Here is a 23734-nt window from a genome sequence, read left to right as displayed (position 1 = left end):
ACCCCTGAGTATCGGCCGCAAACACAAGATCGAGCCGCTATTCGGCGGTCTTGTTCGCCACCTTGTCATCCCAGACCATCTGCCGGTAGTCGAAGCCGTATTCCAGCGTCGGCTTGACAATACGGAAATAGGGCGACAGGTCGAAATCGCGCGGCGTGTAGAGCGAGTGATGGCGGATGTGCAGGATTTCCCTGCGCGAATAGCTCGACTGGGCCGAGGCACGGCCAGGCGCCCGGGTAATCTCCGGCAGGATCGGGTAGCGGATCAGGCCATACGCCTCGGCGATCAGCGACGAGCAGATGGCGCGCGTCGGGTCGCCGGAACCGAAAGCCAGCATGCGGCGGCGCCAGCGCACCGGCACCGGCGGCGTCGGCAAGAAGTAGCGCAGCATGTCGAATATGTTCTTGAGATCGTATCTGAGACCGAGCCTGCCGATCATGAACGCGACGACCGCTTCGCGGTCATCTGGAGCCAGGCCACTCGCACGGCAGATGCGGGTGTTGTAGCTGCGATAGCGCGACAGCGGCACGGCGATGCAGCCATCGCCGAGCGTGACCTCGATCAGGCGCCGCCGCTCCGATCCGTCCTCCGGCTCCGGTAATGCATCGCCGACATAGAAGGCGGCATGCGACCAGGTCGACTGGGTGAGGTATTTGATCGCCGCCGAGATCTTCTGGTTGCCTTCGATGAGCAGGATGTCGCCGGGCTCGAGCGTGCGGCGCAACGTTTCGGCGTCCGACGGCGTGTAAGGCTCGTAGCCGGACGATTCCTCCTGCAGCCGGCCGGCAAGCCAGCGGCCAAGTCGGTCCAGAAGCGTGTCGCCGGGCTCGGTCATGCCAGACGGCGATTACCACAGGGCGGCAAGTTAGACCATGATCAGCCCACGCCAGGCGTGCCGGCGTCTTCGTGCGCAACTGTGAGATCTTCGCGCGCCTTACGGGCGAACTTCCTCGTCGAGCGCTTCGGGCTGTCGCCGAAAAGCTCGGCCGCCTCGGCGAGACAGGTCTTTTTCAGGCTCTTTTCCGAACGCTTCAGCAGCTTGGCAAGCAACCGCGTCTCTTCAGCAGGACCGAGTGGCTGGTCCTCGGCATCGAGAAGCGCGCGCATGACGAACACATCGTGCAGCTCGCCGAGCCGCTCGCCCAATTCGTCGACGGCCCTGCGCCGCGTTTTGATCGGCGTCGGCCACAGCCGGCCGAGCAGCGACAGGTGCATGCCATGCGTCTTGGCCGCCTTGCGCAGGTCGTGAAAGTCATCGGCTTCGCCGCGCGAAGCCGCCCTGTCCAGCGCTTTCCTGGCACGGCGCAAAGTGGTGCGCGCGCCTTCGGCGAGCACGTCGGCAGCCTGCTCCGGCTTGTCGGGCAGAGCGAGCTTGTCGATCCGGGCGACACCTTCCTCGCAAGCGGAAATCGCCGCGCCTATCGCAGCATCGAGGCCTGCTCCGCCATGCAGTTCATGCTGGCGCGCGACGAGCCTGTCACGCACCGCACCGAGGCCATCGCCGGCACTTTGCTCGGGAAAGCTTGCCGCCAGCCGGTCGATTGTTTCGACCAGCGCGGTCGCCTCGCGCGGGCCGGCAAGCAGGGCCGCCACCTGGCGGTAGCACTGATTCTCCGTCACGCAGAATGTTTCGTCTCCGGAACGGACAAGGCGCAGCAAGGCGCGGACGTTCTTCAGCCGTTTGCGGCATTTGTGCAGCCCCGGTTCGGGCCTGTCACGCGCCGCGTTCAGATGGTCGATCACCTTGCCGATCTCCTCGGCGAGGATGCGCCTGACCTCTCCGGTCAGCGACATGCGCGGATCGATACGAAAGCTCATGCGACGATCTCCGGAATCCCCCCAAGGGCGAGCGACGCGTTGTAAAATCTCGGCTCGCCGGTGACTTCACGGCCGAGCCAATCTGGCAGCATTTCGTCCTGTATATCATCCGGCGTCTCGAGCTCGGCGATCACCAACCCCGCAAGCGTCCCGCCGAAGACATCGACTTCGTAGCGATAGCCGCGATGTTTAACATGGTGGCGTGTCTTCTCGATGACATGTCCGATGGCAAAAGCCTGCATCTCTTGCGCCTCCGCCAAAGGTACCGGATATTCGAATTCATCGCGCTCGCGTGCCTGGCTGCCGAACTTGAGCGTCAGCTTGGCGGCCGCATCGTTGCTGATGCGAACACGAACCGTACGGCTGGGTTCGGCGACAAGATAGAATTGACGGATATGAATGTCCGCCTCGACCATTGCCCGCCATTCCTCACCTGAGACCAGGAATTTACGCTCGATTTCCTTGCCCATGGCCAGGCACTAAAGCGCGCACGGCCAGAGTTGGCAAGCCGCTTGACCGCACTTGACTTTAATCATTCGATTGATTAAATTGTTGGCCCATGATCAAATCGCCCAGCGCCAGCGGCCTTCCTCATGAGGCGCCCAAGACCGCCGCCGATATGACGCGGGCGGCACTTGTCCGCGCGGCGTTGAAACTGTTCGGACGGCAAGGTTTCGACGGCACCTCGACGCGCCAGATCGCGGCGGAGGCCAAGGCCAATCTCGGCTCGATCGCCTATCATTTCGGCGGCAAGGAAGGGCTCCGCAACGCGGCGGCCGACTACATCGTCGACACCATCCAGACCGTTGCCGGCCAGGCGATCGGCAATCTGCAGGCGCCGGTCGCGGCATTGGCCGACACCGAGGCCGCGCGGGCACATTTAGCCGTCGCACTGGAGCGGATGGTCGCCTTCATCGCGGCAAGGCCGGAAGCCGGCGAGATTGTACAGTTCGTCCTGCGCGAGCTGTCGCATCCTACCGCGGCGCTCGACCGTATCTATGACGGCGTGTTCGAACCGGCGCATAACCGGCTCTGCCTGATCTGGGAACAGGCGACGGGCGAGCCGGCCGAGAGCGAGCGCACAAAACTCACCGTGTTCACGCTAATTGGCCAGGTCGTCTATTTCCGCATCGGCCGCGAGGCGGTTATGCGCCGCATGGGCTGGCGCGAGATCGGCAATGACGAGGCCGGAAAGATCGCGGCGGTGGTGACGGATAATCTCAGCGCGATTTTGGCTCGCCGCGATTTGGCTGCCCGAAAGGATCGTGGATCATGAGCCTGCTCTGTTCTTTGCCGCTTGCCGCCCAGCTTTTCAGCGCCTGCGCGCCGGCAGCACCGCTCGCCGTCGGCTACGTCGAGGGCGACTACGTCCTGCTCGCGCCGATCGAGGTGGCGCAGGTCGAGACGATTGCGGTCAAGCGCGGCGACCGCGTCGCGCCCGGCACGCCGGTGGTGACGCTGGAAAACGCCGACGCCAAGATCGCCATCGCACAAGCCGAGGCGGCCCTTGCGCAGGCCCAGGCGCAACTTGCCGACCTGCAGGTCGGCAAGCGGCCTGAAGAGATTGCGGTGCTCAAGGCGCAGCTCGACATGGCCAAGGCGCAAGCCGCCGACGCCAAACGCCGTTACATCCGCGCCAGCGATCTGTTCAAACGCGGCACCGGCACACAGGCCGACTACGACACGGCTTCCGCGACGCTGGAGACGGCCAACGCGCAGGTCGGCCAGGCGGAGGCCAATCTCGCCGTCGGCGGCCTGCCGGCACGGCCGGAGACGATCAAGGCCGCCGACAATCAGGTCAGGCAGGCGCAGTCGGCGCTGGAGCAAGCGCAATGGCGGCTGTCGAAGCGCGTGCTGACGGCGCCCTCGCCCGGCCGCGTCAACGATGTCATCCGCTATCCTGGCGACACGGCCGGGCCGACCGCGCCGGTCATCTCCATGCTGCCGGATGGCGCGGTGAAGCTCAGCGTCTATGTGCCGGAAAGCGCGTTCTCCTCGGTCGACGTCGGCACGCTGCTCAACGTCCGTTGCGACGGCTGCGGATCGGGCGTGAAGGCTCGCGTCAGCTACGTGTCGCCGGATCCGGAATTCACGCCGCCGGTGATCTACTCGCTCGAGACCCGGCAAAAGCTGGTCTATCTGGTCGAAGCGCGGCCGGAGGGCGACGCCAGCGCATTGCAGCCCGGGCAGATCGTCGACGTCGATCTGGCGGACATCGGAAAATGAACGTCATCGACGTGCACGGCCTGGTCAAGCGCTTCGGCGACAAGACCGTCGTCGATCATGTGACTATGGCTGTGGCCGAGGGCGAGATCGTCGGCTTCCTCGGACCGAACGGCTCGGGCAAGACGACGACCATCCGCATCATGTGCGGCTTGCTGACGCCGGATGAGGGCGAAGGCACCGTTCTGGGCTTCGACATCCGCACCGACAGCCTGCGGATCAAACGCGAAGTCGGCTACATGACGCAGAGATTCTCGTTCTACGAAGATCTCACGATCGGCGAGAATCTCGAATTCGTGGCACGGCTCTACCGGCTGAAGCCGCTCGACGAGCACGTTGCTAAGACGCTTGAGGAGCTCGGCCTGACATCGCGCAGGAACCAGTTGGCCGGCACCCTGTCCGGCGGCTGGAAGCAGCGGCTGGCGCTGGCCGCCTGCATCATGCACAAGCCGAAACTGCTGCTGCTCGATGAACCGACGGCGGGCGTCGACCCGAAAGCGCGACGCGAATTCTGGGACGAGATCCACCGGCTGGCGAGCGGCGGCCTGACCGTGCTGGTCTCTACCCACTACATGGACGAAGCCGAGCGCTGCCACCGCATCAGCTACATCTCCTACGGCAAGATGCTGGCCACCGGCACGGTCGAGGACGTGGTGAGGAATGCCGGGCTGACCACCTTCGTCCTGCAAGGGCCGCGGCTCGATCAGGTCGCTGCCGCACTTCATGGCCGCCCCGGCGTCGACCAGGTGGCGCCGTTCGGCGCGACGCTGCATGTCGTCGGCTCCGACAGGACGGCACTTCAGGCAGCCCTCGCCGATGTCGAGAAGGAAAACAAGGGCGTCACGGTATCGCCCGGCGAGACCAGCCTGGAAGATGTGTTCATCCAGTTCATGTCCGGTTCGAAGGACAACATGGGATGAAAAATGGGATAGACAGCATCTTTTCGTTCGCCAGGCTAGGCGCGCTGCTGATCAAGGAGTTCATCCAGATGCGGCGCGACCGCATCACCTTCGCCATGATGCTCGGCGTACCGCTGATGCAGCTGGTGCTGTTCGGCTATGCCATCAACAACGATCCGAAGAGCCTGCCGGCAGCGCTGGTGACGATGAGCAGCGATCCTTACACGCGGGCCATGGTTTCGGCGCTGCAGACCACCGGCTATTACCGCTTCGACCATGTTGCGCAAAGTGCCGCCGAAGCCGAATTCCTGATGGCGCGCGGCGACGTCGCCTTCGTCGTCACCATTCCCGCCGATTTTGCCCGACGGGTCGAGCGCGGCGACAGCCCGCAGATCCTGATCGAGGCGGATGCGACCGACCCGGCCGTCGCCAGCGGCGCCATCTCGACGCTCGGCACCGTCGCCAATCAGGCGCTGCTCAGGGCACGCGGTATGCAGGAGACGGCGGCCGAAGCTGCCCGGGGCCAGCTCCAGGTGGTGGTGCACCGGCGCTACAATCCGGAAGCCGTCTCACAATACAACATCGTGCCCGGCCTGCTCGGCGTCATCCTGCAGATGACGATGGTGATGATGACCTCGATCGCGCTGACGCGCGAGACCGAGCGCGGCACGATGGAGAACCTTCTGGCGATGCCGTCCAGCCCGCTCGAGATAATGCTGGGCAAGGTGCTGCCCTATCTGGCGGTCGGCGCCGTGCAGGTGCTGGTGGTGCTGGCAGCCTCGAAGCTTCTGTTTGCCATCCCCTTCACCGGGTCGATGTCGCTGCTGTTGACGGCGGTCCTTATCTTCGTCTTGGCGCTGGTGCTGCTCGGCTACACGATCTCGACGATCGCCCGCACGCAAATGCAGGCCCTGCAGCTCACTTTCTTCTTCTTCTTGCCGTCGATCATGCTGTCCGGCTTCATGTTTCCCTATCGCGGCATGCCGGACTGGGCGCAGATTTTCGGCGAGGTGCTGCCGCTGACGCATTTCCTGCGCATCATCCGCGCGGTGATGCTGAAGGGCGCCGAGCTGCCGGCGGTGGCAACGGAAATCGGCTGGCTGGTGGTGTTCGTGGCCCTGTTCGCCGGTATTGCGCTGGTGCGGTTCCGCCGGACGCTGGATTAGGGTCGAACTCGATCCGCTTGTGCAAATGATCGAGATTTACACGGACTTGGCCTAGCCCGGGACCGGTGTCAATTCAGGCGCATTGAGCCCTTCGAAGGGATCGCGCCAGGCGTCGATTTCTTCGAGTTCAAGATACCAGCGACTGACAGAGGGATAGTCATCGAGCGGCAATCGGGCGACATCGTTGAAGGGCAGAAACGTCGCCATTCGAAAGTCGGCATAGGAAACCGAAGCGCCGACCAGCCATTCTCGCTCAGAAAGCTCGGCATCAAGTATGGCAGCGGCCGTGCGGAAGTCGCTCAGGCCCTCCTCAACCCGCGCCTGATCGATCGGGCCGAGCCCATAGCGCTGTTTGGTCCCGCGTTCGAAATGCACGACATCGCAGGCTCTTGCGAAGTTCTCTTTCCCCCAACTCAGCCATCGGATCATCTCGGGCTCGTCGTCGCCAGCGCGCCAGAAATCCGAATGCATATCGCGCGAAAGCCGACAGGCTATGGCGTCGGCCTCCCATAGGCTTTTTCCCGAACCTATAAGGATGGGCAATGAAAGATTTGGATTGAGCGGCCGAAATCGCTCGGCCTGGCCCGGAGCGAAGGGAGAGGCGAATTCAAACTCGACCTTGGCGTTGAGATACCGTGCCACCGCGACCGCGAGGCGAGGATTGGGATTGCGGCTGAAGAACAGTTTCATTGATCTCAGTCTTTGAAGGGTACCGGTTCGGCTGGGCGCAACGGAGGCTCGAGCGCCTCGAACCGGCACATGACCTGGAATTGGTTGCTATCTTAGCTGGCAGCAATGATCTCGGCATAGGTGCTGAGATCGACATTGCCGCCGGAGAGCACCACGGCAATGCATTTCCCGGCAAGGTCGATCTCGCCTGACGACAGCGCGGCCAAGCCGACGCAACCGCCGGGTTCGACCACCAGCTTCAGACAAGCCATCGCATCGCGCATCGCCTGTGCCACCGCCTTGTCGGAAACGGCGATGGCGCCCGCGAGATTCTTGCGGTTAATCTCGAAAGTGATGGCGCCCGGCTCGGCGACGAGAAGGGCATCGCAGATCGAGGTGTGGCCGGGCGCGTTCGACACCCTGGCGCCTTTGATCAGCGAGCGGCGTGTGTCGTCGAAATGCTCAGGTTCCACGGCCCAGACGGCGGTGCCCGGCGGGGCATCCTTGACCGCGATCGAAATGCCGCTGCTCAACCCGCCGCCGCCGCAGGGAACCACTACCGCATCGAGGCTGACGCCAAGCGCTCTTGCTTGGCGCATCAATTCGAGGCCGATCGTGCCCTGGCCGGCGATGATGGCCGGATCGTCGTAGGGCGGCACCAGGACCATGCCCTTTTCCACGTAAGAACGGACGACGGCAGTGCGATCGTCGCGGACCCGGTCGAAGGTGATCACTTCCGCGCCCATCTTCCTGACATTGCCGACTTTCATCGCCGGCGCATCGGCGGGCATGGCGATGACGGCCTTGACGCCGAACATCGCCGCTGCGGCGGCAACGCCTTGCGCGTGATTACCCGACGAGAAGGCGACGACGCCGCGGGCGCGTTCTTCCGCCGAGAGCGAGGAGAGCTTGTTGTATGCACCGCGGAACTTGAACGAGCCGGTGCGCTGCAACGTCTCCGGCTTGAACAGGATCCTGGCGCCGAAGCGATTGTTCAACTCCGGCGATTCGATCAGCGGCGTTTCGACGATCAGTCCGGACAATCGCGCTGCTGCACTGTGAATATCGGCGATGCCGGGAGGGGTGATCATGGCTGGGTCCTGCAAGAGATGAGACGGCCTATGGTGCACGGAAAGGGAAGCCGCGCACCAATGAAAAAATGTGACCGTTACAATTCGACTTGGAGGCAGGAGTGGGCGTGACTGTCACCCACCTCTCCTCCGCCCTCCGCCATGCATTCGTCATTTCGACAAATCGCTGCCGATTTACCGGCATTTGCCGGCCGCCCCTCACCCCAACAGCGTCTTTTGCCGTTTGGGGCCGCCGATCTTGCGCCAGGTGTTGAAGCGATGGGTGGCAGCGGCGAAGGAGATCTTCATCTGCTGAGCGACCGAATAGCGCGACTTGCCTTCGTCGAACAGGCGATAGCAGCACTCGACGCCCTCCTCGGTCAACTTGCCGTCGGGAGCCTTGTTATGCGGATTGGCGGGATCAAATTTTTCGACCTGCTGCTCGACCAGCCCTTTCAGGCGCTGCAAGTCCGCCTCGATGTTAGCGATCAGGTCGAGAACCGGCTTGGGGTCAAACGGCTGCTGTTTTTCCAGCATCTGCGGGTTCCTTTCTCTTGGTTGAGATTCGGTTATATAGGTGAACGTTTGCCGATAGCAACGGCAATGTGTTCGGGATTTTGAAGCCTGTACCTTTGAGCATGAGTGGAGCGGGCACGATTGACCGAGGATGTGCGAAGCTCTAGTTTAGAACCGTTCTAAACTAGGGTGAATTTCTCATGCTTTCCCGCGTTTTCGGCTTCGGCCGCCGTCCCTTTGAATCGCTCTCGGAACAGGAGATCCTGGCGCTCGCCATCTCCTCCGAGGAGGATGACGGGCGCATCTATCGCGCCTATGCCGACGGGCTGGCGGAGAGCTTTCCGCAATCGGCCAAGGTGTTCGAGGAGATGGCGGAGGAGGAGGACGGCCATCGCGATTCGCTGATCGAGCTTTACCGCAAGCGCTTCGGCGAGCGCATACCGCTGATCCGGCGCGAACATGTGAAGGGCTATTACGAGCGCAAGCCGGACTGGCTGGTGAGGCCGCTCGGCATCGATCATGTGCGCAGCCAGGCCGAGGCCATGGAGCGCCAAGCCTACCTGTTCTATATCGAGGCGGCCAAACGCACAGGCGATGCGTCGACGCGAAAGCTGCTCGACGACCTGGCGATCGCAGAACAGGGCCACGAGACACTGGCGCAGCGGCTGGAGCAAAAGCATGTGCCGGGCGCGGTCAAGGACGAAGAGGCGGCGGCCGAGCAGCGCCAGTTCATCCTGACCTATGTGCAACCGGGGCTGGCCGGGCTGATGGATGGCTCGGTGTCGACGCTGGCGCCGATCTTTGCCGCCGCCTTTGCCACGCATGATACGTTCCAGACCTTTCTGGTCGGGCTTGCCGCCTCGATCGGCGCTGGCATCTCGATGGGTTTCACCGAGGTGGCTTCCGACGACGGCAAATTATCTGGCCGCGGCTCGCCGGCAAAACGCGGGCTGACCGTCGGCGTCATGACGACGCTGGGCGGGCTCGGCCATGCGCTGCCCTATCTCATCCCGCTTTTTTGGACGGCGACCATTGTCGCCGCCGTGGTGGTTTTCTTCGAGCTGTGGGCGATCGCCTTCGTGCAGAACCGCTACATGCAGACCCCATTCTGGCGCGCCGCCTTCCAGGTGGTGCTGGGTGGCGCGCTGGTGTTTGCGGCAGGGGTGCTGATCGGGAATGCTTAACCATTCACCGCCTGGCTGTCCTGAGGCGCCTCGGCGCGTTCGGTCAGGCCGTAATCGCGCACGACATGAGCGATACGCAAACGATAGTCCGCAAAGATACCGCCGCGCCCGGCCTTCTGCGCCTGCCGATGTTCCTGCGTGTTGCGCCAGGCCTTCACCGCATCCTCGTCGCGCCAGAAGGACAGCGACAGGATGCGGTTCGGATCGGCAAGGCTCTGGAAGCGCTCGATCGACAGGAAGCCGTCGATGCCGTCGAGCAGTGGGCGCAGATCGGCGGCGATGCCGAGATAGGCATCGCGCATGCCCGCCGCCGGCTCGACCTCGAAGATGACGGCGATCATGGTTTCACCAACGGAGCATGTGGCCCGGAGGCCAGCTTGAGGAAGGTGCGGTCCTCCTTCAGGATGAATTTTTCCCGCCGGGCGAACTCGTAATTCGCCTTACCGGCGGGATCGGCGGCGAGCCGGGCGCGGTAGGCTTCGTAGGCCGCAAGACTGTCGATGTTGTAGGCGGCATAAGCCCTGGTGGCCGAGCCTTCGTGCGGCGCGAAATAGCCGATCAGATCGGCGCCGCAACGCGGGATCGCCTGCCCCCAATTGCGTGCATATTCCTCGAACGCCGCCTTGCCGAACGGATCGATCTCGTAGCGGATGAAGCAGGTGATGGTCATTTTCGCCTCCTTGGCGGTGGATGTTTTCTTGCGGTCACAGTTCGAGCCGGATCGAAACGTTCCGAAGATCGATATGCTAGGCAAATCCTTCGCTGATCATGCCTGCCAGAACGATTTCGCGCATTCGCGGCGGACGTCTTCAGGTGTCGGGCCAAGGTCCCGCAGCAGATGATCGTCGATCTCGGCGAGGTCGAGACGCTGCAGATGACGGTCGTACCACCACTTCAGGAGCCGCAGCCGCAAGCGCCGCAAGACAATGAACGGGAACGGCCGGCGAGCAGGCGCGGCGCCGTGAATGGTCCTTGCAGGCATCGTTGTCTCCTTGATTTGCATCGAGACTAATGCTTTCCTGACGAGGATGCTTCGATGAGGAACGAACCATGCGCGAAGGACCTGACATAGCCCGCATTGCCAGCCTGGTGGGCGATCCAGCGCGGGCAAACATGCTGTCCGCACTGATGGGCGGCACGGCACTGACGGCGAGTGAACTGGCACTCGAGGCCGGGGTGTCGCTTCCGACAGCGAGCTCCCATCTGTCGAAGCTGATGGAAGGCGGGCTGCTGACGCTGGCAAGCCAGGGACGGCATCGCTACTACGGCCTCGCCGGCCCGCAGGTAGCAGGCATGATCGAGGCGATCACAGGTGTTGCCGCTGCGGCCGGGCCGCAACGAGTGCGGCCTGGCCCACGCGACGCGGCCATGCGCGTGGCGCGGGTCTGCTACGACCACCTCGCCGGCGAGCAGGCGGTGGCGATGCTGGACCGTCTCGTCGCTCGACAAGTGCTCCTGCGAGATGATGAGGAGATTCAGCTTGGGCCGTCGGCCGCCTCGCATTTCGCCGCGATCGGCATCGATGTCGAGGGCAAGGCGCGGCGACCGGTGTGCCGGGCCTGCCTCGACTGGAGCGTGCGGCGTTCGCACCTCGCCGGCACGCTGGGCGCCGCCATTCTCGACAAGATCCTCGCCGAGAAATGGGCGCGGCGCGAGAAGGACAGCCGTGCGGTGATTTTCTCGCCGACAGGCAAGCAGGCGTTCGAGAAGACGTTTCTCGCCTGACGGCTCGCTTCGACGCACTAGAACGGCTCGTCGTTTCACGGAAACACCGAACCGCTCTATCTTTTTTGTTTTGACGCAATCCCAGACGGAAAACCGTTCCACACTTTTCCTGGAATTGCTCTAGCCGCGCTTGAGCGGCTTGGCCTGCTTGAAAAAATCCTCCCAGGGATCGGCTTGCCCAAGCCGCTTCAGCGTCGTCTTGTCGCCGATCGGAAAGGCGTTCGGCGGCAATCCGGCCTCGATTTCCGCCCAGGTCACCGGCATTGATACCGTGGCGCCTTTTTTGGCGCGCGACGAATAGGGCGCGACCGTGGTCGCGCCACGGCCATTGCGCAGATAATCGACGAATATCCTGCCGGTGCGCGCCTTCTTAGACAGCGTCGCCGTGTAGCGGTCGGGTGCGGCTTGCTCGAGCGCTCGGGCGAACTCATGGGCGAAGCCTTTGACCTCGTCCCAGTCCGCCGACGGCTTCAGCGGGACGAGGACATGATAGCCCTTGCCGCCCGAGGTCTTGACGAAATTAGGCAGGGACAGTTCGTCGAGCCGGCTGCGGATATCGAGCGCCGCGGCACGCACCGCCTTCACGTCGACACCCTCGTCGGGATCGAGATCGAAGATGATCTGGTCTGGTTTTTCCAGCTCGTCCGTGGTCGAGCCCCAGATGTGGATCTCGACGACGCCGAGTTGAACGAGGGCCACGACACCGTCGAAATCGCGGATGAACAATATCTCCTCGCCGTCGGTGGGGTCCTTCACCACGGCGATCTTGTCGTGCATGCCGGCCGAGGCATGCTTCTGGAAGAACCGTTGGCCGCCAACACCGTCCGGCGCCCGCACGAGGCTGAGCGGCCGGTTGATGACGAATTGCTTCATGCGCGGCCAGACCAGCGCGTAGTGATCGACCAGATCCTGCTTCGATACGTTCTCCTGCGGCCACAGAAGCTTGTCGGGGCGGGACAGCGTAACCGAGGTTTTCGCCGTGGCCGCGGGTTTGTCGGGCTTTGGCTTCGACTCTGCCGGAGCTGAGCGTGCTTTCGGTTTCTCCTGCACGACTTCCTCCGCCGGCTTGTCCTCGCGCAATCCCTGGAACGACGCGTGGCGTATTATACGGTCCGACGTCCAACTGCGAAACTCCACTTCGCCAACAAGTTCGGGCTTGACCCAGACCAGCCCCTTGCCCCTTGGCACCGCCCTGTCGAAGGGCGAGGTTGTCGTCTTCAGCGCATCAAGCCTCCTCTTCAGCTCGTTGGTGCTTTTGGCCGTGAAGCCGGTGCCGACGCGGCCGGCATAGCGCAGCTTGCCGCCCTCGTGATAGCCGACCAGCAGCGAGCGCAGGCCCCGCCCGGTCTTGTCCGACGGCATGTAGCCGCCGATGACGAATTCCTGGCGCGCCGTACATTTCGACTTCACCCAGGACGGGACACGGCCGCTGCGGTAGGGCGCATCGGCGCGCTTGGAGACGACGCCTTCGAGCCCCAGCCGGCAAGCATGCTCCAGCATGATCTTGCCGGGCTCGGCAAAGTGGTCGCTGAAGCGCACGGCCTGATCCTCGGCCTGTCCGGCGAGCAAAGTGCGCAGCCTTTCCTTGCGCTCGACCAGCGGCTCTGAACGGATATCCTCACCGTTGAGACGCAACAGGTCGAAAACGTAGTAGATGAAACGATCCGTACGGCCCGCCGACAGATCTTGCTGCAGCAGCGAGAATGATGACACGCCATTATGCGCCAGCACGACGATTTCGCCGTCGATGATAGCATCGGTGCATTTCAGGCCGCCAAGTGCCGCGACAATTGCGCCACCGAATTTGTCGGTCCAGTCGAGGCCGGCGCGTGTCAAAAGCCGCACCTCGGTGCCGGCAAGCTGCGCCTGCATGCGATAGCCGTCGAACTTCACCTCATGTAGCCAGTCCTTGCCGGGCGGGGCGTCCCGCTCCAGCGTTGCGAGCGCCGGTTCGATGAATTCCAGCCGCCTTGCCGCGACGGCCTTCGCTTTGCTGGCGGCCGGCCTGTCGGACTGCCAGACGCTTGGCTTCTTGCCGTCGGCGGTCTTGCCTTCGCCGACCTCTTCGATGGTCAGGCCGGATTTCACCGATTGCGGCGCCTCCTGCAAAATGTCCTCGCCCGGACGCGCGGCGGCATCGTCGGATTTGATCAGCAACCAGTTGTCACGCTTTTCGCCCGGACGCGGCTTCAGCCGCACCAGATGCCAGGCGCCATGCAATTTGTGGCCATACAGTTCGAAACTGATATGGCCTTTCTTCATCGCCCTTGCCGGTTCGCCATCGGGGACCCAAGTTCCCTCGTCCCAGACAATGACCGAGCCGCCGCCATATTGGTCCTTCGGGATAGTGCCTTCAAACGGTGCATAGTCGATCGGGTGGTCCTCGACGTGCACGGCGAGCCGCTTTTCGTGCGGGTCGAGGCTCGGGCCTCGCGTCACGGCCCAGCTCCACAGCACGCCACCATGCTCGAGACGAAGGTCGTAGTGGAGCCTGGTGGCGGCATGCTTGTGGATGACGAAGATGCCACCCGCCACGGCTTTCTTGCCGCGCGAAACCTTGCCGGCTGGTTCGGCCGTCTTCTTGAAATTGCGCTTGGCGTGATACTGCTCGAGGCTGGCCATGGGCGGATCCTAAGCAGATTTGCGCCGGGCGGCTTTGGACTTGGCGCCTTTTCCCGGGCGTCCGGTCTTTGCCGGCGCACCGGCTTCCGACGAAAGGCTCTTCTTCAGCGCATCGAAGAGGTTGACGACGTTGGAGGGCCGTGGTTCCGCCTTGGCCTTCGGTGCCTTCTTGCCGGCCTTCTTGGCGCGGACCAGCTCGATCAGGGCATTTTCGTATTTGTCCTCGAATTCGGAAGGATCGAACGCCGCCTGTTTCTCATCGACGATGTGTTCGGCCAGCCTGATCATCTCGGCGTCGGTCTTCACCGTCTTGATGTCGCCGAACACTATCTCGGGCCTGCGAACCGTATCGCCATAGCGCAAGGTCGTCAGCAGCAGACCCTTGCCCAACGGCTCGATGACCACCGGACGTTCGCGGCGATAGAGCACAATGCGGGCTAGCCCCGCCGTCTTCTTGGCGGCCATGGCGTCGCGGATGACGGCGAAGGCCTCTTCCGAGACCTCGTCCGCAGGCGTCACATAATAGGGCGCGTCGAGATAGATCTGTTGGATCGAGGATTTTTCGATGAAACCATCGAGGTTCATCGTGTGCGAGGATTCGATCTGCACGGCTTCGATCTCCTCCTCCTCGATTTGGACGAAGTCGCCGTCGCCGATTTCGTAGCCCTTGATCTCGTCGCCTTCATCGAGCGGCTTGCCGCTTGCCGAATCGACATAGACGCGCTTGACGGTATTGCCGGTCTTGCGGTTGAGCACGCGGAATGAGACTTTCTCCGCGTGGGTGACGACATTGGTCAGTTCGACGGCGCAAGTGACCAGCGAAAGCTTGAGATACCCTCTCCAGGCCGGGCGCGGCGCCATGACAAACTCCCTGCACGACAATGTTCAACCGAGAACGGGCAAAGTCCGTTCCAGTTCCGGCGGCGCAAAAGGCAAGTCCGGGCTTTCAACCCAGCCTTGCCTTGTTCTCGCTCACTGCGCTACTCGGCGGCTTGCAGGTTGACCTTGCTTTCCGCTATCTCGGTAAGCTTGCGGTCGGTTGCCTGCTCCTCCTTGAGGTTGTTGGCCAACACATTGGCGCAGTCGCTGCGGCCCAGTTGCTTGGCCCAAGCAATCAGGGTGCCGTAACGGGTCATCTCATAATGCTCGACCGCCTGGGCGGAGGCGATCAGCGCAGCGTCGAGGACCTCCTTGTCGGCGATGTCGCCGCTGACGTCGTCGGCTTCTTCGAGAATGCCGTCGATGGCTGGGCAGTCGACCTGCTTGGCCTTCACGCCGTGCAGTTCGAACACCTGCTCGACACGCTGGATATGACCCTTGGTCTGAGCGAGATGTTTCTCAAAGCCGGCTTTCAGCTGCGGATCACTCGCCTTGTCGATCATCTTCGGCAGCGATTTCTCGATCTGTTTTTCAGCGTAATAGATGTCGCGCAGCGTGTGCACGAAGAGGTCGTCGAGGGTTTTGATATCCTTCGAAAAGAAACCCATGGCCTTTGCCTTTCCATTGCTCTTGCGGTTTCGGATTTTTTGGCTGCGGCCCACCCGAGCACCACAGCCTGCGGAGCCGGTTCGTCCCGGCACTGGGAAATCAACGTGCGGCTGACGGGCCGGTTCCTGGTTTTCCGGCCGCGTGCACGGAAATTTCGCGGTCCGGCAAAACCTGAAACAAAACCGCGCCTCTGCGACATTCAGGCGAAACATATGTGATGCAAAAGTCACACTGGACGAAATGCCGACGGACTGCATGGAAACACCGCGAATCAGCCGCATTCCAGCCATGAACAAAGGCATTTTCGACCAGAGATTAACATCGCGTTCACCGACTATTCACGCCTGGACGCTATGATCCCCGCAATTCGGAAGGGACATCCGAAGCGGGACAGGGACCGAGTAAAATGAGCTTCTGGAATCAAATCGCCGGCTATGCCGCCGCCATCCGCGAATTCGTCGCTCCGACCTATCGGCCTGAGCGCTATTATATGCGCGGCCCAGGCCCCGCCTGCGCGCGCCGTGGCAACACGCTTGGGATCAGCGTGCACTGATGATGACCACGGAAAGCCGTCACGACAGCCGGATCTGCCGGCCCGACGCCGACAACCGGTCAACGACCTATCGCGCCGAGCGCCCTGCGCTGACCGACAGACGGCGTGCGACAACGCCAAGGCCCTGACATTCCGGGCTTTGATCCAGCCGCCGGCAGGCCTAGTTTCATCTGACACCAGCTGTCAGGCGCCACGTGACCGTCAAGCCGAACCATTCTCCTGAGCCGCCGGAATTCGATGCAAGTCGCCCGTTGATCGTGTTCGACGGCGTCTGCGTGTTGTGCTCGGGCTTTGTGCGCATGGTGGTGAAGCTCGACCGCAAAGGCCGCTTCCATTTCGTAACGGCGCAGTCACCGTTCGGCGAGGTGCTGTTCAAGAAATACGGGCTGCGGACGGATCGCTACGAGACCAATCTCGTCATCGTCGATGGCGCGGCTTTCACCCGCCTGGACAGTTTCGTTGCCGTCATGGCCGAACTCGGCTGGCCGTGTCGGTCGGCGCGGATCCTGCTGCTGTTGCCGCGCCCGCTTCGCGACTGGCTCTACGGCCGCATCGCAAAGAACCGCTACGCCCTGTTCGGCAAGAAAGACAATTGCGAAATCCCTTCCGCCGAGGTGAGGGCAAGATTGATCGGCTAGATTCGTTGCCGTGGCCGGGAGCGGGCGGGGCATTTTGGGGGAACTGTTGGGGGAACTGCGGATGAAGGTTCTTGTCGTCGGCGGCTATGGCACCTTTGGCGGTCGCACTGTCGAGCTTTTGGAGGGCGAGCCGCATCTGATCCTCTTTGTCGCCGGGCGCTCGCTCGCCAAGGCTGACGCGTATTGCAAGAAGCGCGCCCCGACAGCAGCCCAGCTGGTGCCGGCACTGTTCGACCGTGACGGCGATCTCGCCGCGCAACTCGCTGCATTAGAGCCTGATATTGTAGTCGACGCGAGCGGTCCGTTCCAGGCCTATGGCGAGGGACGCTATCGCCTGATCGAGGGCTGCATCGCCCGGCGCATCAACTATCTCGATCTAGCCGACGGCTCGGATTTCGTCGCCGGTGTCTCTGCGTTCGACGAGGCGGCGCGAAACGCCGGCGTCTTCGTGCTGTCCGGCGTGTCGAGCTTTCCGGTGCTGACGGCGGCAGTGGTGCGTCGCCTGTCTTCGGACCTGACGCGGGTCGACGGCATTCGCGGCGGCATCGCGCCGTCGCCCTTTGCCGGAGTCGGCGAGAACGTCATTCGGGCTATCGCCGGTTACGCCGGTCAGCCGGTGCGGCTTGTTCGTAATGGCCGTCCCGAACAAGGCCATCCGTTCACAGAGCAATTGCGCTACTCCGTCGCGCCGCCGGGCCGGCTGCCGCTTCGAAACACGCTGTTCTCGCTGGTCGACGTTCCGGACCTGCGCGCTCTGGCCAAGCTTTGGCCGGAGGCGAAGACCATCTGGATGGGCGCCGGGCCGGTTCCCGAGACGCTGCACCGCGCCCTGATCGGCCTCGCCTGGCTTGTACGCGCCGGATTGATCGGTTCGCTTTCGCCACTGGCGCCGCTGATGCATCAGGCAACGAACCGGCTGTGCCGGGGCGAGCATCGCGGCGGCATGTTCGTCGAGGTGGAGGGATCGGACCGGGCGGGCGCCATCGTCAAGCGCTCGTGGCATCTCTTGGCGGAGGGCAATGACGGGCCGCTGATCCCGTCGATGGCGGTCGAAGCGTTGGTCCGCAAAGCATTGGCCGGAGATCAGCCCGCGCCGGGCGCACGGGCTGCCGTGCGCGATCTGGAACTCCGGGATTACGAAGCCCTGTTCGCTGGCAAAACGATCTGCACCGGGTTCAGGGACGAGCCCAGCGACGAGAGCGAGCCGCTTTATGCCGAGCTGCTCGGCAATGCCTGGCAAGACCTGCCCGACGCAATTCGTTCAATGCATGACCGTACGATCACGGCGGCAGGCCGCGCGTGCGTCGACCGCGGGCGCAATGTTCTTGGCCGGCTAATGGCCTGGATGGTCGGCTTCCCCGGGGCAAGCGAGGCCATCCCGGTTCATGTCCGCTTCGACACCGACAAGGACGGCGAGACCTGGACGCGGACATTCGGCAAGCACAGTTTTTCGAGCGTACAGTCCGCGGGCCGGGGTCGATCGCAGCGCCTGCTGTGCGAACGCTTCGGCCCGCTGACCTTCGCGATGGCGCTGGTTGCAGAAGACGGCCGGCTGGCGCTGGTCTTGCGCCGCTGGAGTTTTTTTGGCCTGCCGCTTCCGATGTGGCTCGGTCCACGCTCGACTTCCTACGAAACGGTGAAGGATGGCCGCTTCCGCTTCCATGTCGAGATCTCGCATCCGCTTGCCGGCATGATCGTCCGCTACCGCGGCTGGCTGGAGCCCTCCGGCCCGCACGGCTCCAGCGAGATCGTGCCGCCTGCCAGTTTGGCCAGTTCGCGACAGTCCTGCGCCGTGCACAGCGTCCAGCCCTGACCCGTGGCACCCGAGGCGGCGAGCGCGAGGCGCCGCTGTGGCCCGACCTTGGGCGCATAGACCCACCAGCCGTTTCTCAGCACCGAGCCTTGCGGCGGCTCCATCCCGGCGCCCGATCCCTTGATGCGGGCCTCGACCAATTGCAGGCCGGACGGCAGCACCTTCCAGTCTTCCTGCCACTGGGTCTTCTCCACCGAATGCACCCAGGAGAGCGTGAAGGCAGCGACCGCGAGCGTCACCGTCTTGCCGGCCGCGACGATGCAGAGGCTCATGCTGAATTAGCCAGCGAAGCCTGCCGCGCGCGCCAGCAGTGCCAGCCGATCCAGGCAAGGGATAGCGCCCAGCCCGCCTCGTCGGTGAGCGGCAGCGCCGCAACCAGCAGCACGCCGGCGGCGAAGGCGACGAGGCGTTCCCACCAGGCCATGCGCCGGGCGAGAAATCCGACGGCCGCGGCGCCCCACAGGACGATACCCATGCAGGCTTTGATGACGATATAGGCGACCTCGACGGGATAGCCGAACTGGGCGGCGATCGGGCCGGGGTCCTGCAGCATCAGCGCCGGGGTATAGACCGCCATGAACGGCACAACGAAGCCGGCAATGGCAAGCTTGGTGGCCTGGACGCCGATCTTGAGGCCGCTTTCCTTGGCCATGGGCGCGGCGGCGAAGGCGGCCAGCGCCACAGGCGGGGTGAGATCGGCCATGATGCCGAAATAGAAGACGAACATATGGCTGACCACCAACGGCACGCCGAGCGACAGCAGCGCTGGCCCGGCCAGCGACGAAGTGATGATGTAGTTGGGAATGGTCGGTATGCCCATGCCGAGCACCAGGCAGGTGAGCATGGTCAAAAGCAGCGACAGGAACAGATTGTTCTCGCCGATCGAGATGATCCAGCCGATGAAGGTCGAGGCGATGCCGGTAAGCGTCAACGTGCCGATGACGATGCCGACAATGGCGCAGGCAATGCCGACCGGCAGCGCGTTCTTTGCTCCTTCGGCAAGCGAATCCACGCATATGCGCAGCGTCTCGCGCCCGCCCTTGAAGGTGAGGCAGGCGGCGACCAGCACGGCGATGACCAGGCTGAGGATGTTGACGCCGAATTTCATGAAGGAAGCCGCGGCAAGCCCGAGCGCCAGCCAGAAGACGATGCGGAAGGCGAGCGGCCCGATCGATGCTGCCAGCGGCGTGCCGAGGATAAGCACAATGGTCAACGCCAGGCCCATGGTGCCGGCGAACACCGGTGTGTAGCCGGCAAACAGCAGGTAGATCAGTGCTGCGAGAGGCAGTACCAGCGGCCAATGTTGTCTCACCGCATCCCACGGGTTGGGCAGGTCGGCCTTGGCCATGCCGTGCAGGCCGGCCTTGCCGGCTTCCAGGTGCACCTGCCAGAAACAGGCGCCGAAATAGAGCAGCGCCGGAATGATCGCCGCCTTGACCACAGCGGCATAGGGGATGTTCAGGGTCTCGGCCATGATAAAGGCAACCGCTCCCATCACCGGCGGCATGATCTGACCGCCCATCGACGAGGTCGCCTCGACGGCGCCGGCGAAAGCCGAGCGGAAACCGAAGCGCTTCATCAGCGGGATGGTGAACTGGCCGCTGGCCACCACATTGGCGACGCCGGAGCCGGAAATGGTGCCCATCAGCGCCGAGGACAGCACGCAGACTTGCGCCGGGCCGCCGCGCCATGAGCCGACCAGGCCAAGCGCAAAATCGTTGAACAGCGCGATCATGCCGGCGCGCTCAAGAAAGGCGGCGAAAACGACGAAGATGAAGATGTAGGCGGCCGAGACATAGATCGGCGTGCCGTAGATGCCTTCGGTACCGTAGGCGAAGGTGTCGACGAGCTGGGCGAAATCATAGCCGCGATGGATGAACGGCGGTGGCAGATGATTGCCGGCGAATGCGTAGGCGAGAAAGATGAAGGCAATGACGGCAAGCGGCAGCCCCATCAACCGCCGCGCCGCCTCGAAGACCAGCACGACCAGCACCGCGCCGACGATCAGGTCAGGCGTGGTGAGAAAGCCGGAGCGGCGGATGAGGTCGGCATAGAACACCCAATTGTACAGACCGGTGGCGAAACCAAGCAGGCCGAGCGTCCAGAACACTGCTTTCGCCGGGACGCTTTTGGCGCGCAGATTGGCGATTAGGGCAAAGCCGAGCAGCAGCAGGAAGCCGACATGCATGGCGCGTATGACCTGGCTCGGTAGGCTGCCGTAGGCGGCGATGTAGATTTGGAAGATGGAGAAGGCGATGGCGATAAAAAAAGCCGCCTTGCCAGCGATGCCTTCGCCGAAGCCAGGCGGCAATCCTTCGACAGGAGCTTCCGCTGTGGGGGAAAGAACGGTCGGGGTTGCGGTCATTAGCGGGGTTCCTGGCGGGGCGCTCCCCTCCCCGAGGGAGGTGCGAGCGAAGCTAGGCGGGTGGGGTCGGTGCGGCAGTGTACGGCCTCAACCGAACCTACCGGTCCATTCGCCTTCGGCAGCTGTTCACCTTTTCCTCAAGGGGGAGGGATGGCTCCTTACTTCACCAATCCCTTTTCCTTGTAATACCTCTCGGCGCCTGGATGCAGCGGCACTGGCATGCCGTCGAGCGCCTTAGCCGGGTCGATCGCCTTGGCGGCGGCGTGGGCAGCGGTGAGCTGGTCGAGATGCTCGAACAGCAGTTTCGTCATCTGGTAGGCGGTCTCGTCGGAGACATCGGCGCTGGTGATCAGGAAATTGCCGACGGCGGCGGTCGCAACATCCTCGGTCTGGCCCTCGTAGGTGCCCTTGGGGATGACCACGGAAAGATAGGGCGAGCCGATCTTGGCGACGTCCTCCGCCGGCACGGCAACGATGTTTACCGGCAATGAGGTGGCGAGGTCACGGATCGACGCGACCCCAAGGCCAGCCGACTGAAGCGTGGCGTCGAGCTGGCGGTTCTTGATCAGCTCCACCGATTCGGCGAAGGGCAGATATTCGACCCGCCCGAGGTCTTCGTATTTCAGCCCGGCAGCGGCAAATATCGTGCGGGCGTTGAGCTCGGTGCCTGAGGCCGGCGCGCCGACCGAAAGGCTCTTGCCCTTGAGATCGGCGAGCGTCTTGATGCCGGATTCCTTGCTGGCGACGATCTGGATGTAGTTGGGATAGATGGCGGCAATGCCGCGCAGCTTGTCGAGCTTGCCTGGGAAGCCTGCTTCAGTATTGCCTTCGGCGGCCAGCTTGACGGAATCGCCGAGCGCAAAGGCGATCTCGCCCTTGCCCTGCTGAAGCAGATTGAGGTTTTCGACCGACGCTTTCGTCGCCTGCACCTGAGTACGCGCGCCTTCGATGCCCTTGCCGTAGATTTCCGACAGCGCGACGCCGAGCGGATAGTAGACGCCGGACGTGCCGCCGGTCAGCACGTTGATGAATTCCTGTGCCTTGACCGATACCGCGCCAAGGCCAAGCGACAGCGCCAGCACGCCGGCTGCAACAAATTTCGTTCTGAAATTGAGCATGCGATTTCCTCCCTGAAAATTCGCCGCCGTGCCCTCCTCGGCGGCACGAAGCGAGTTTAGACAGCGGGCGGGAAATGCCAACCCGCAATAGCAGCGATTAGACGAACGGCTAAGCAGTGCCGCAACACGTTGGCGCTTGCGCGAGGTCGCATCGCGGCAGAAAGATTTTTCCAGCGCTTGTCGAAATCCGGCAGGGCCGCGCGACATAAGTCCGGCTCGCAACGATGCGGCCTTCGAGAAACGGGAGAAGACCATGCGATACATGCTTTTGATCTATGGAAACGAAGCGGGGATGGCAGCCGCGCCACCAGATGCGGTGACACAGATGTCGAGCGCGTACGTCGCCTACACCGAAGCGCTGAAGAAATCCGGCGCCTGGCTCGCCGGCGACCGGCTGAAGCCGACGCAATCCGCTACCTCGGTGCGGATGGCCAATGGCAAGACCAACGTGCTCGACGGCCCCTATGCCGACACCAAGGAGCAGCTTGCCGGCTTCTATATGATCGAAGCGGAGGACGTCGACGCCGCCATCGCCTGGGCGGCGCGCTGCCCGGGCGCCAGCACCGGCACGGTAGAGGTGCGGCCGATCTGGGAACTCACCATGTGATGCCGGAATTGCCCGATACTGCGCGGGCGGCGGCGGAAGCGGCCGCCCGGCAAAGCTACGGCAAGCTGGTCGCTTATCTCGCCGCACGCACGCGCGACGTGGCCGCTGCCGAGGACGCATTGGCCGATGCCTTTGCAGCGGCGCTCGAGCGTTGGCCACAGGCGGGCGTGCCCGACAAGCCGGAAGCCTGGCTGCTGGCGGTGGCACGCAAGCGCCGCGTCGACGCGATCAGACGGCGGCTGACACGCGAGGCGGGCCGCGAGCACCTCAGACTGATCGCCGAGGAGATGGAGGCGCGCATGGCCGAGGAAGACCTGCCGGACGAGCGGCTCAGGCTCATGTTTGCCTGCGCCCATCCCGCGATTGAGGCCGGCGTGCGAGCACCGCTGATCCTGCAGACGGTCCTGGGCTTCGACGCAGCGACCATCGCCTCGGCTTTTCTTGTCTCGCCAGCCACGATGAGCCAGCGCCTGGTGCGCGCCAAGACGCGAATTCGCGAGACAGGCATTCCGTTCCGCGTGCCGGAGCGGGCCGAGCTCGGCGAGCGGCTGGGCACCGTTCTGGAAGCGATCTACGCGGCGTTTGCCGAAGGTTGGTCCGACCCGGCCGGCACCGAAATGCGGCGCCGCAATCTCGCGACCGAAGGCATCTGGCTCGGCCGTTTGATCGCCTCGCTGATGCCGGATGAGCCGGAAGCACTCGGCCTGCTGGCGCTGATGCTGTTCGCCGAGGCGCGGCGTGCAGCCCGGCGCAATGCGGCGGGTGACTATGTGCCGCTGGCCGAGCAGGATCTTGCATTGTGGGACGATACCCTGATCGATGAAGCGGAGGCGCTGCTCGGGCGCGCGGCCGCCGAGGGTGTTGTCGGCCGCTACCAGCTCGAGGCCGCCGTGCAATCCGCCCATACGACACGGCGGCTGACCGGTTGTACCGACTGGGTCGCGATCAAGGAGCTCTACGACGCGCTGTCGGTGATTGCCGGCTCGCCGGTGGTGTCGATCAACCGTGCGGTGGCCATTGCCGAGGCCGAAGGTGCTTCAGCAGGATTGGGCGCGCTTGATCAACTCAGCGGCGACAAGCGGCTGTATGACTATCAACCTTACTGGGCCGCCCGCGCGGGCCTGCTGGCCAGACTCGGCAAAGTTCCACAAGCGAGCGAGGCCTATGACCGGGCTATCGGCCTCGAACGCGATCCGGCCGTGCGCCGGTTCCTGCAGGAACGACGGGCAGGGCTCGGCCGCGCGGAAAGACACTGAGACA

The 23734-nt window shown here is 63.5% G+C and carries 26 protein-coding genes; 11 read left to right on the top strand and 15 right to left on the bottom strand.

The window, feature by feature from the left end; genetic code table 11:
* Positions 1-37 precede the first annotated feature (37 nt).
* From NKI08_RS18955 to NKI08_RS18945, 3 genes are read right to left on the bottom strand one after another with little or no spacing between them, the layout of a single operon-like run.
* A complete protein-coding gene (locus NKI08_RS18955; RefSeq protein ID WP_352771408.1) occupies positions 38-835 on the bottom strand; it encodes a C40 family peptidase in 798 nt (265 codons plus the stop codon).
* Positions 836-876: 41 nt separating this feature from the next.
* Positions 877-1818, bottom strand: coding sequence for a CHAD domain-containing protein (locus NKI08_RS18950; RefSeq protein ID WP_352771407.1), 942 nt, complete (start codon positions 1816-1818; stop codon positions 877-879).
* Positions 1815-2288, bottom strand: coding sequence for a CYTH domain-containing protein (locus tag NKI08_RS18945; protein ID WP_352614767.1), 474 nt, complete (start codon positions 2286-2288; stop codon positions 1815-1817). The genes NKI08_RS18950 and NKI08_RS18945 overlap by 4 nt, the downstream gene beginning before the upstream one ends.
* Before the next feature lie 89 nt (positions 2289-2377).
* Between NKI08_RS18945 and NKI08_RS18940 the strand changes: the two genes are divergently transcribed.
* From NKI08_RS18940 to NKI08_RS18925, 4 genes are read left to right on the top strand one after another with little or no spacing between them, the layout of a single operon-like run.
* Entirely contained in the window at positions 2378-3094 is a 717-nt protein-coding gene (locus tag NKI08_RS18940; RefSeq protein WP_352771405.1) for a CerR family C-terminal domain-containing protein, read from the top strand.
* Entirely contained in the window at positions 3091-4044 is a 954-nt protein-coding gene (locus NKI08_RS18935) for an HlyD family secretion protein (RefSeq protein ID WP_352473602.1), read from the top strand. The genes NKI08_RS18940 and NKI08_RS18935 overlap by 4 nt, the downstream gene beginning before the upstream one ends.
* Positions 4041-4961 (top strand): ABC transporter ATP-binding protein, encoded by a 921-nt coding sequence (locus NKI08_RS18930; protein ID WP_352614765.1) that lies wholly within the window; start codon positions 4041-4043, stop codon positions 4959-4961. The genes NKI08_RS18935 and NKI08_RS18930 overlap by 4 nt, the downstream gene beginning before the upstream one ends.
* Before the next feature lie 8 nt (positions 4962-4969).
* Positions 4970-6106, top strand: coding sequence for an ABC transporter permease (locus NKI08_RS18925; RefSeq protein WP_352473617.1), 1137 nt, complete (start codon positions 4970-4972; stop codon positions 6104-6106).
* A gap of 51 nt (positions 6107-6157) precedes the next feature.
* Here NKI08_RS18925 and NKI08_RS18920 read toward each other — a convergent pair whose 3' ends face one another.
* The 3 genes from NKI08_RS18920 to NKI08_RS18910 form a co-directional block, all read right to left on the bottom strand.
* A complete protein-coding gene (locus NKI08_RS18920) occupies positions 6158-6796 on the bottom strand; it encodes a glutathione S-transferase family protein (protein WP_352614763.1) in 639 nt (212 codons plus the stop codon).
* Between the two features lie 92 nt (positions 6797-6888).
* Positions 6889-7866, bottom strand: a complete 978-nt coding sequence (locus NKI08_RS18915; protein WP_352614761.1) for a threonine/serine dehydratase family protein — start codon at positions 7864-7866, stop codon at positions 6889-6891.
* Positions 7867-8064: 198 nt separating this feature from the next.
* Entirely contained in the window at positions 8065-8382 is a 318-nt protein-coding gene (locus tag NKI08_RS18910; protein ID WP_352451855.1) for a hypothetical protein, read from the bottom strand.
* A gap of 179 nt (positions 8383-8561) precedes the next feature.
* Between NKI08_RS18910 and mbfA the strand changes: the two genes are divergently transcribed.
* On the top strand, positions 8562-9545 hold the full coding sequence (mbfA, locus tag NKI08_RS18905) for an iron exporter MbfA (protein WP_352473594.1): 984 nt from the start codon (positions 8562-8564) through the stop codon (positions 9543-9545).
* Here mbfA and NKI08_RS18900 read toward each other — a convergent pair.
* The 3 genes from NKI08_RS18900 to NKI08_RS18890 all read right to left on the bottom strand — a co-directional run bounded on the left by NKI08_RS18900 (position 9542) and on the right by NKI08_RS18890 (position 10527).
* Positions 9542-9886, bottom strand: coding sequence for an antibiotic biosynthesis monooxygenase family protein (locus NKI08_RS18900; RefSeq protein ID WP_352473592.1), 345 nt, complete (start codon positions 9884-9886; stop codon positions 9542-9544). The two genes, mbfA and NKI08_RS18900, sit on opposite strands and share 4 nt — an antisense overlap.
* Positions 9883-10215: an NIPSNAP family protein gene (locus NKI08_RS18895; protein ID WP_352614759.1), complete on the bottom strand. Its 333-nt coding sequence runs from the start codon at positions 10213-10215 to the stop codon at positions 9883-9885. Before NKI08_RS18895 ends, NKI08_RS18900 begins: the two co-directional genes overlap by 4 nt.
* Before the next feature lie 96 nt (positions 10216-10311).
* Positions 10312-10527, bottom strand: a complete 216-nt coding sequence (locus NKI08_RS18890; RefSeq protein ID WP_352771401.1) for a DUF1127 domain-containing protein — start codon at positions 10525-10527, stop codon at positions 10312-10314.
* Positions 10528-10595: 68 nt separating this feature from the next.
* Here NKI08_RS18890 and NKI08_RS18885 point away from each other — a divergent pair, with 68 nt between their 5' ends.
* Complete coding sequence (locus NKI08_RS18885; protein ID WP_352539797.1) at positions 10596-11270, top strand: ArsR/SmtB family transcription factor; 675 nt, start codon at positions 10596-10598, stop codon at positions 11268-11270.
* Positions 11271-11390: 120 nt separating this feature from the next.
* Here NKI08_RS18885 and ligD read toward each other — a convergent pair whose 3' ends face one another.
* The 3 genes from ligD to NKI08_RS18870 all read right to left on the bottom strand — a co-directional run bounded on the left by ligD (position 11391) and on the right by NKI08_RS18870 (position 15379).
* On the bottom strand, positions 11391-13892 hold the full coding sequence (ligD, locus tag NKI08_RS18880) for a DNA ligase D (RefSeq protein ID WP_352771399.1): 2502 nt from the start codon (positions 13890-13892) through the stop codon (positions 11391-11393).
* Between the two features lie 9 nt (positions 13893-13901).
* Positions 13902-14753 carry a non-homologous end joining protein Ku gene (ku, locus tag NKI08_RS18875; RefSeq protein WP_352771397.1) on the bottom strand — a complete coding sequence of 284 codons (852 nt, stop codon included), beginning with the start codon at positions 14751-14753 and terminating at the stop codon, positions 13902-13904.
* 119 nt (positions 14754-14872) lie between these two features.
* A complete protein-coding gene (locus NKI08_RS18870) occupies positions 14873-15379 on the bottom strand; it encodes a YciE/YciF ferroxidase family protein (RefSeq protein WP_352473615.1) in 507 nt (168 codons plus the stop codon).
* 407 nt (positions 15380-15786) lie between these two features.
* Between NKI08_RS18870 and NKI08_RS18865 the strand changes: the two genes are divergently transcribed.
* The 3 genes from NKI08_RS18865 to NKI08_RS18855 all read left to right on the top strand — a co-directional run bounded on the left by NKI08_RS18865 (position 15787) and on the right by NKI08_RS18855 (position 18384).
* On the top strand, positions 15787-15933 hold the full coding sequence (locus tag NKI08_RS18865; protein WP_023718851.1) for a hypothetical protein: 147 nt from the start codon (positions 15787-15789) through the stop codon (positions 15931-15933).
* Positions 15934-16127: 194 nt separating this feature from the next.
* Positions 16128-16571, top strand: coding sequence for a thiol-disulfide oxidoreductase DCC family protein (locus NKI08_RS18860; RefSeq protein ID WP_352771396.1), 444 nt, complete (start codon positions 16128-16130; stop codon positions 16569-16571).
* A gap of 61 nt (positions 16572-16632) precedes the next feature.
* Entirely contained in the window at positions 16633-18384 is a 1752-nt protein-coding gene (locus NKI08_RS18855; RefSeq protein WP_352771394.1) for a saccharopine dehydrogenase family protein, read from the top strand.
* On the opposite strand, the gene NKI08_RS18850 is transcribed toward NKI08_RS18855, so the two are convergent.
* From NKI08_RS18850 to NKI08_RS18840, 3 genes are all read right to left on the bottom strand, one after another.
* A complete protein-coding gene (locus tag NKI08_RS18850) occupies positions 18273-18656 on the bottom strand; it encodes a DUF1850 domain-containing protein (protein ID WP_352451865.1) in 384 nt (127 codons plus the stop codon). The genes NKI08_RS18855 and NKI08_RS18850 overlap by 112 nt on opposite strands.
* Entirely contained in the window at positions 18653-20749 is a 2097-nt protein-coding gene (locus NKI08_RS18845; RefSeq protein ID WP_352684008.1) for a TRAP transporter permease, read from the bottom strand. The genes NKI08_RS18850 and NKI08_RS18845 overlap by 4 nt, the downstream gene beginning before the upstream one ends.
* Positions 20750-20907: 158 nt before the next feature.
* Positions 20908-21867, bottom strand: coding sequence for a TAXI family TRAP transporter solute-binding subunit (locus NKI08_RS18840; RefSeq protein ID WP_352771392.1), 960 nt, complete (start codon positions 21865-21867; stop codon positions 20908-20910).
* Positions 21868-22120: 253 nt separating this feature from the next.
* Between NKI08_RS18840 and NKI08_RS18835 the strand changes: the two genes are divergently transcribed.
* Both NKI08_RS18835 and NKI08_RS18830 read left to right on the top strand, forming a co-directional pair.
* Positions 22121-22474, top strand: coding sequence for a YciI family protein (locus NKI08_RS18835; RefSeq protein WP_352614750.1), 354 nt, complete (start codon positions 22121-22123; stop codon positions 22472-22474).
* Positions 22474-23730, top strand: coding sequence for an RNA polymerase sigma factor (locus tag NKI08_RS18830; RefSeq protein WP_352771389.1), 1257 nt, complete (start codon positions 22474-22476; stop codon positions 23728-23730). Before NKI08_RS18835 ends, NKI08_RS18830 begins: the two co-directional genes overlap by 1 nt.
* Positions 23731-23734: the final 4 nt, after the last annotated feature.

The organism is Mesorhizobium sp. M0768, assembly GCF_040320195.1.
Lineage (GTDB): Bacteria > Pseudomonadota > Alphaproteobacteria > Rhizobiales > Rhizobiaceae > Mesorhizobium.
Note: the sequence above shows the minus strand (reverse complement) of the source record. Positions and strands in the feature narration are given on the sequence as shown.

Coding starts and splice junctions, on each gene's coding strand:
- mbfA (WP_352473594.1), top strand. CDS start 8,562: ATGCTTTCCCGCGTTTTCGGCTTCGGCCGCCGTCCCTTTGAATCGCTC.
- NKI08_RS18830 (WP_352771389.1), top strand. CDS start 22,474: ATGCCGGAATTGCCCGATACTGCGCGGGCGGCGGCGGAAGCGGCCGCC.
- NKI08_RS18855 (WP_352771394.1), top strand. CDS start 16,633: ATGAAGGTTCTTGTCGTCGGCGGCTATGGCACCTTTGGCGGTCGCACT.
- NKI08_RS18845 (WP_352684008.1), bottom strand. CDS start 20,749: ATGACCGCAACCCCGACCGTTCTTTCCCCCACAGCGGAAGCTCCTGTC.
- NKI08_RS18900 (WP_352473592.1), bottom strand. CDS start 9,886: ATGATCGCCGTCATCTTCGAGGTCGAGCCGGCGGCGGGCATGCGCGAT.
- NKI08_RS18865 (WP_023718851.1), top strand. CDS start 15,787: ATGAGCTTCTGGAATCAAATCGCCGGCTATGCCGCCGCCATCCGCGAA.
- NKI08_RS18890 (WP_352771401.1), bottom strand. CDS start 10,527: ATGCCTGCAAGGACCATTCACGGCGCCGCGCCTGCTCGCCGGCCGTTC.
- NKI08_RS18955 (WP_352771408.1), bottom strand. CDS start 835: ATGACCGAGCCCGGCGACACGCTTCTGGACCGACTTGGCCGCTGGCTT.
- NKI08_RS18910 (WP_352451855.1), bottom strand. CDS start 8,382: ATGCTGGAAAAACAGCAGCCGTTTGACCCCAAGCCGGTTCTCGACCTG.
- NKI08_RS18945 (WP_352614767.1), bottom strand. CDS start 2,288: ATGGGCAAGGAAATCGAGCGTAAATTCCTGGTCTCAGGTGAGGAATGG.
- NKI08_RS18915 (WP_352614761.1), bottom strand. CDS start 7,866: ATGATCACCCCTCCCGGCATCGCCGATATTCACAGTGCAGCAGCGCGA.
- NKI08_RS18870 (WP_352473615.1), bottom strand. CDS start 15,379: ATGGGTTTCTTTTCGAAGGATATCAAAACCCTCGACGACCTCTTCGTG.
- NKI08_RS18895 (WP_352614759.1), bottom strand. CDS start 10,215: ATGACCATCACCTGCTTCATCCGCTACGAGATCGATCCGTTCGGCAAG.
- NKI08_RS18920 (WP_352614763.1), bottom strand. CDS start 6,796: ATGAAACTGTTCTTCAGCCGCAATCCCAATCCTCGCCTCGCGGTCGCG.
- NKI08_RS18885 (WP_352539797.1), top strand. CDS start 10,596: ATGCGCGAAGGACCTGACATAGCCCGCATTGCCAGCCTGGTGGGCGAT.
- NKI08_RS18850 (WP_352451865.1), bottom strand. CDS start 18,656: ATGAGCCTCTGCATCGTCGCGGCCGGCAAGACGGTGACGCTCGCGGTC.
- NKI08_RS18835 (WP_352614750.1), top strand. CDS start 22,121: ATGCGATACATGCTTTTGATCTATGGAAACGAAGCGGGGATGGCAGCC.
- ligD (WP_352771399.1), bottom strand. CDS start 13,892: ATGGCCAGCCTCGAGCAGTATCACGCCAAGCGCAATTTCAAGAAGACG.
- NKI08_RS18840 (WP_352771392.1), bottom strand. CDS start 21,867: ATGCTCAATTTCAGAACGAAATTTGTTGCAGCCGGCGTGCTGGCGCTG.
- NKI08_RS18930 (WP_352614765.1), top strand. CDS start 4,041: ATGAACGTCATCGACGTGCACGGCCTGGTCAAGCGCTTCGGCGACAAG.
- NKI08_RS18935 (WP_352473602.1), top strand. CDS start 3,091: ATGAGCCTGCTCTGTTCTTTGCCGCTTGCCGCCCAGCTTTTCAGCGCC.
- NKI08_RS18950 (WP_352771407.1), bottom strand. CDS start 1,818: ATGAGCTTTCGTATCGATCCGCGCATGTCGCTGACCGGAGAGGTCAGG.
- NKI08_RS18940 (WP_352771405.1), top strand. CDS start 2,378: ATGATCAAATCGCCCAGCGCCAGCGGCCTTCCTCATGAGGCGCCCAAG.
- ku (WP_352771397.1), bottom strand. CDS start 14,753: ATGGCGCCGCGCCCGGCCTGGAGAGGGTATCTCAAGCTTTCGCTGGTC.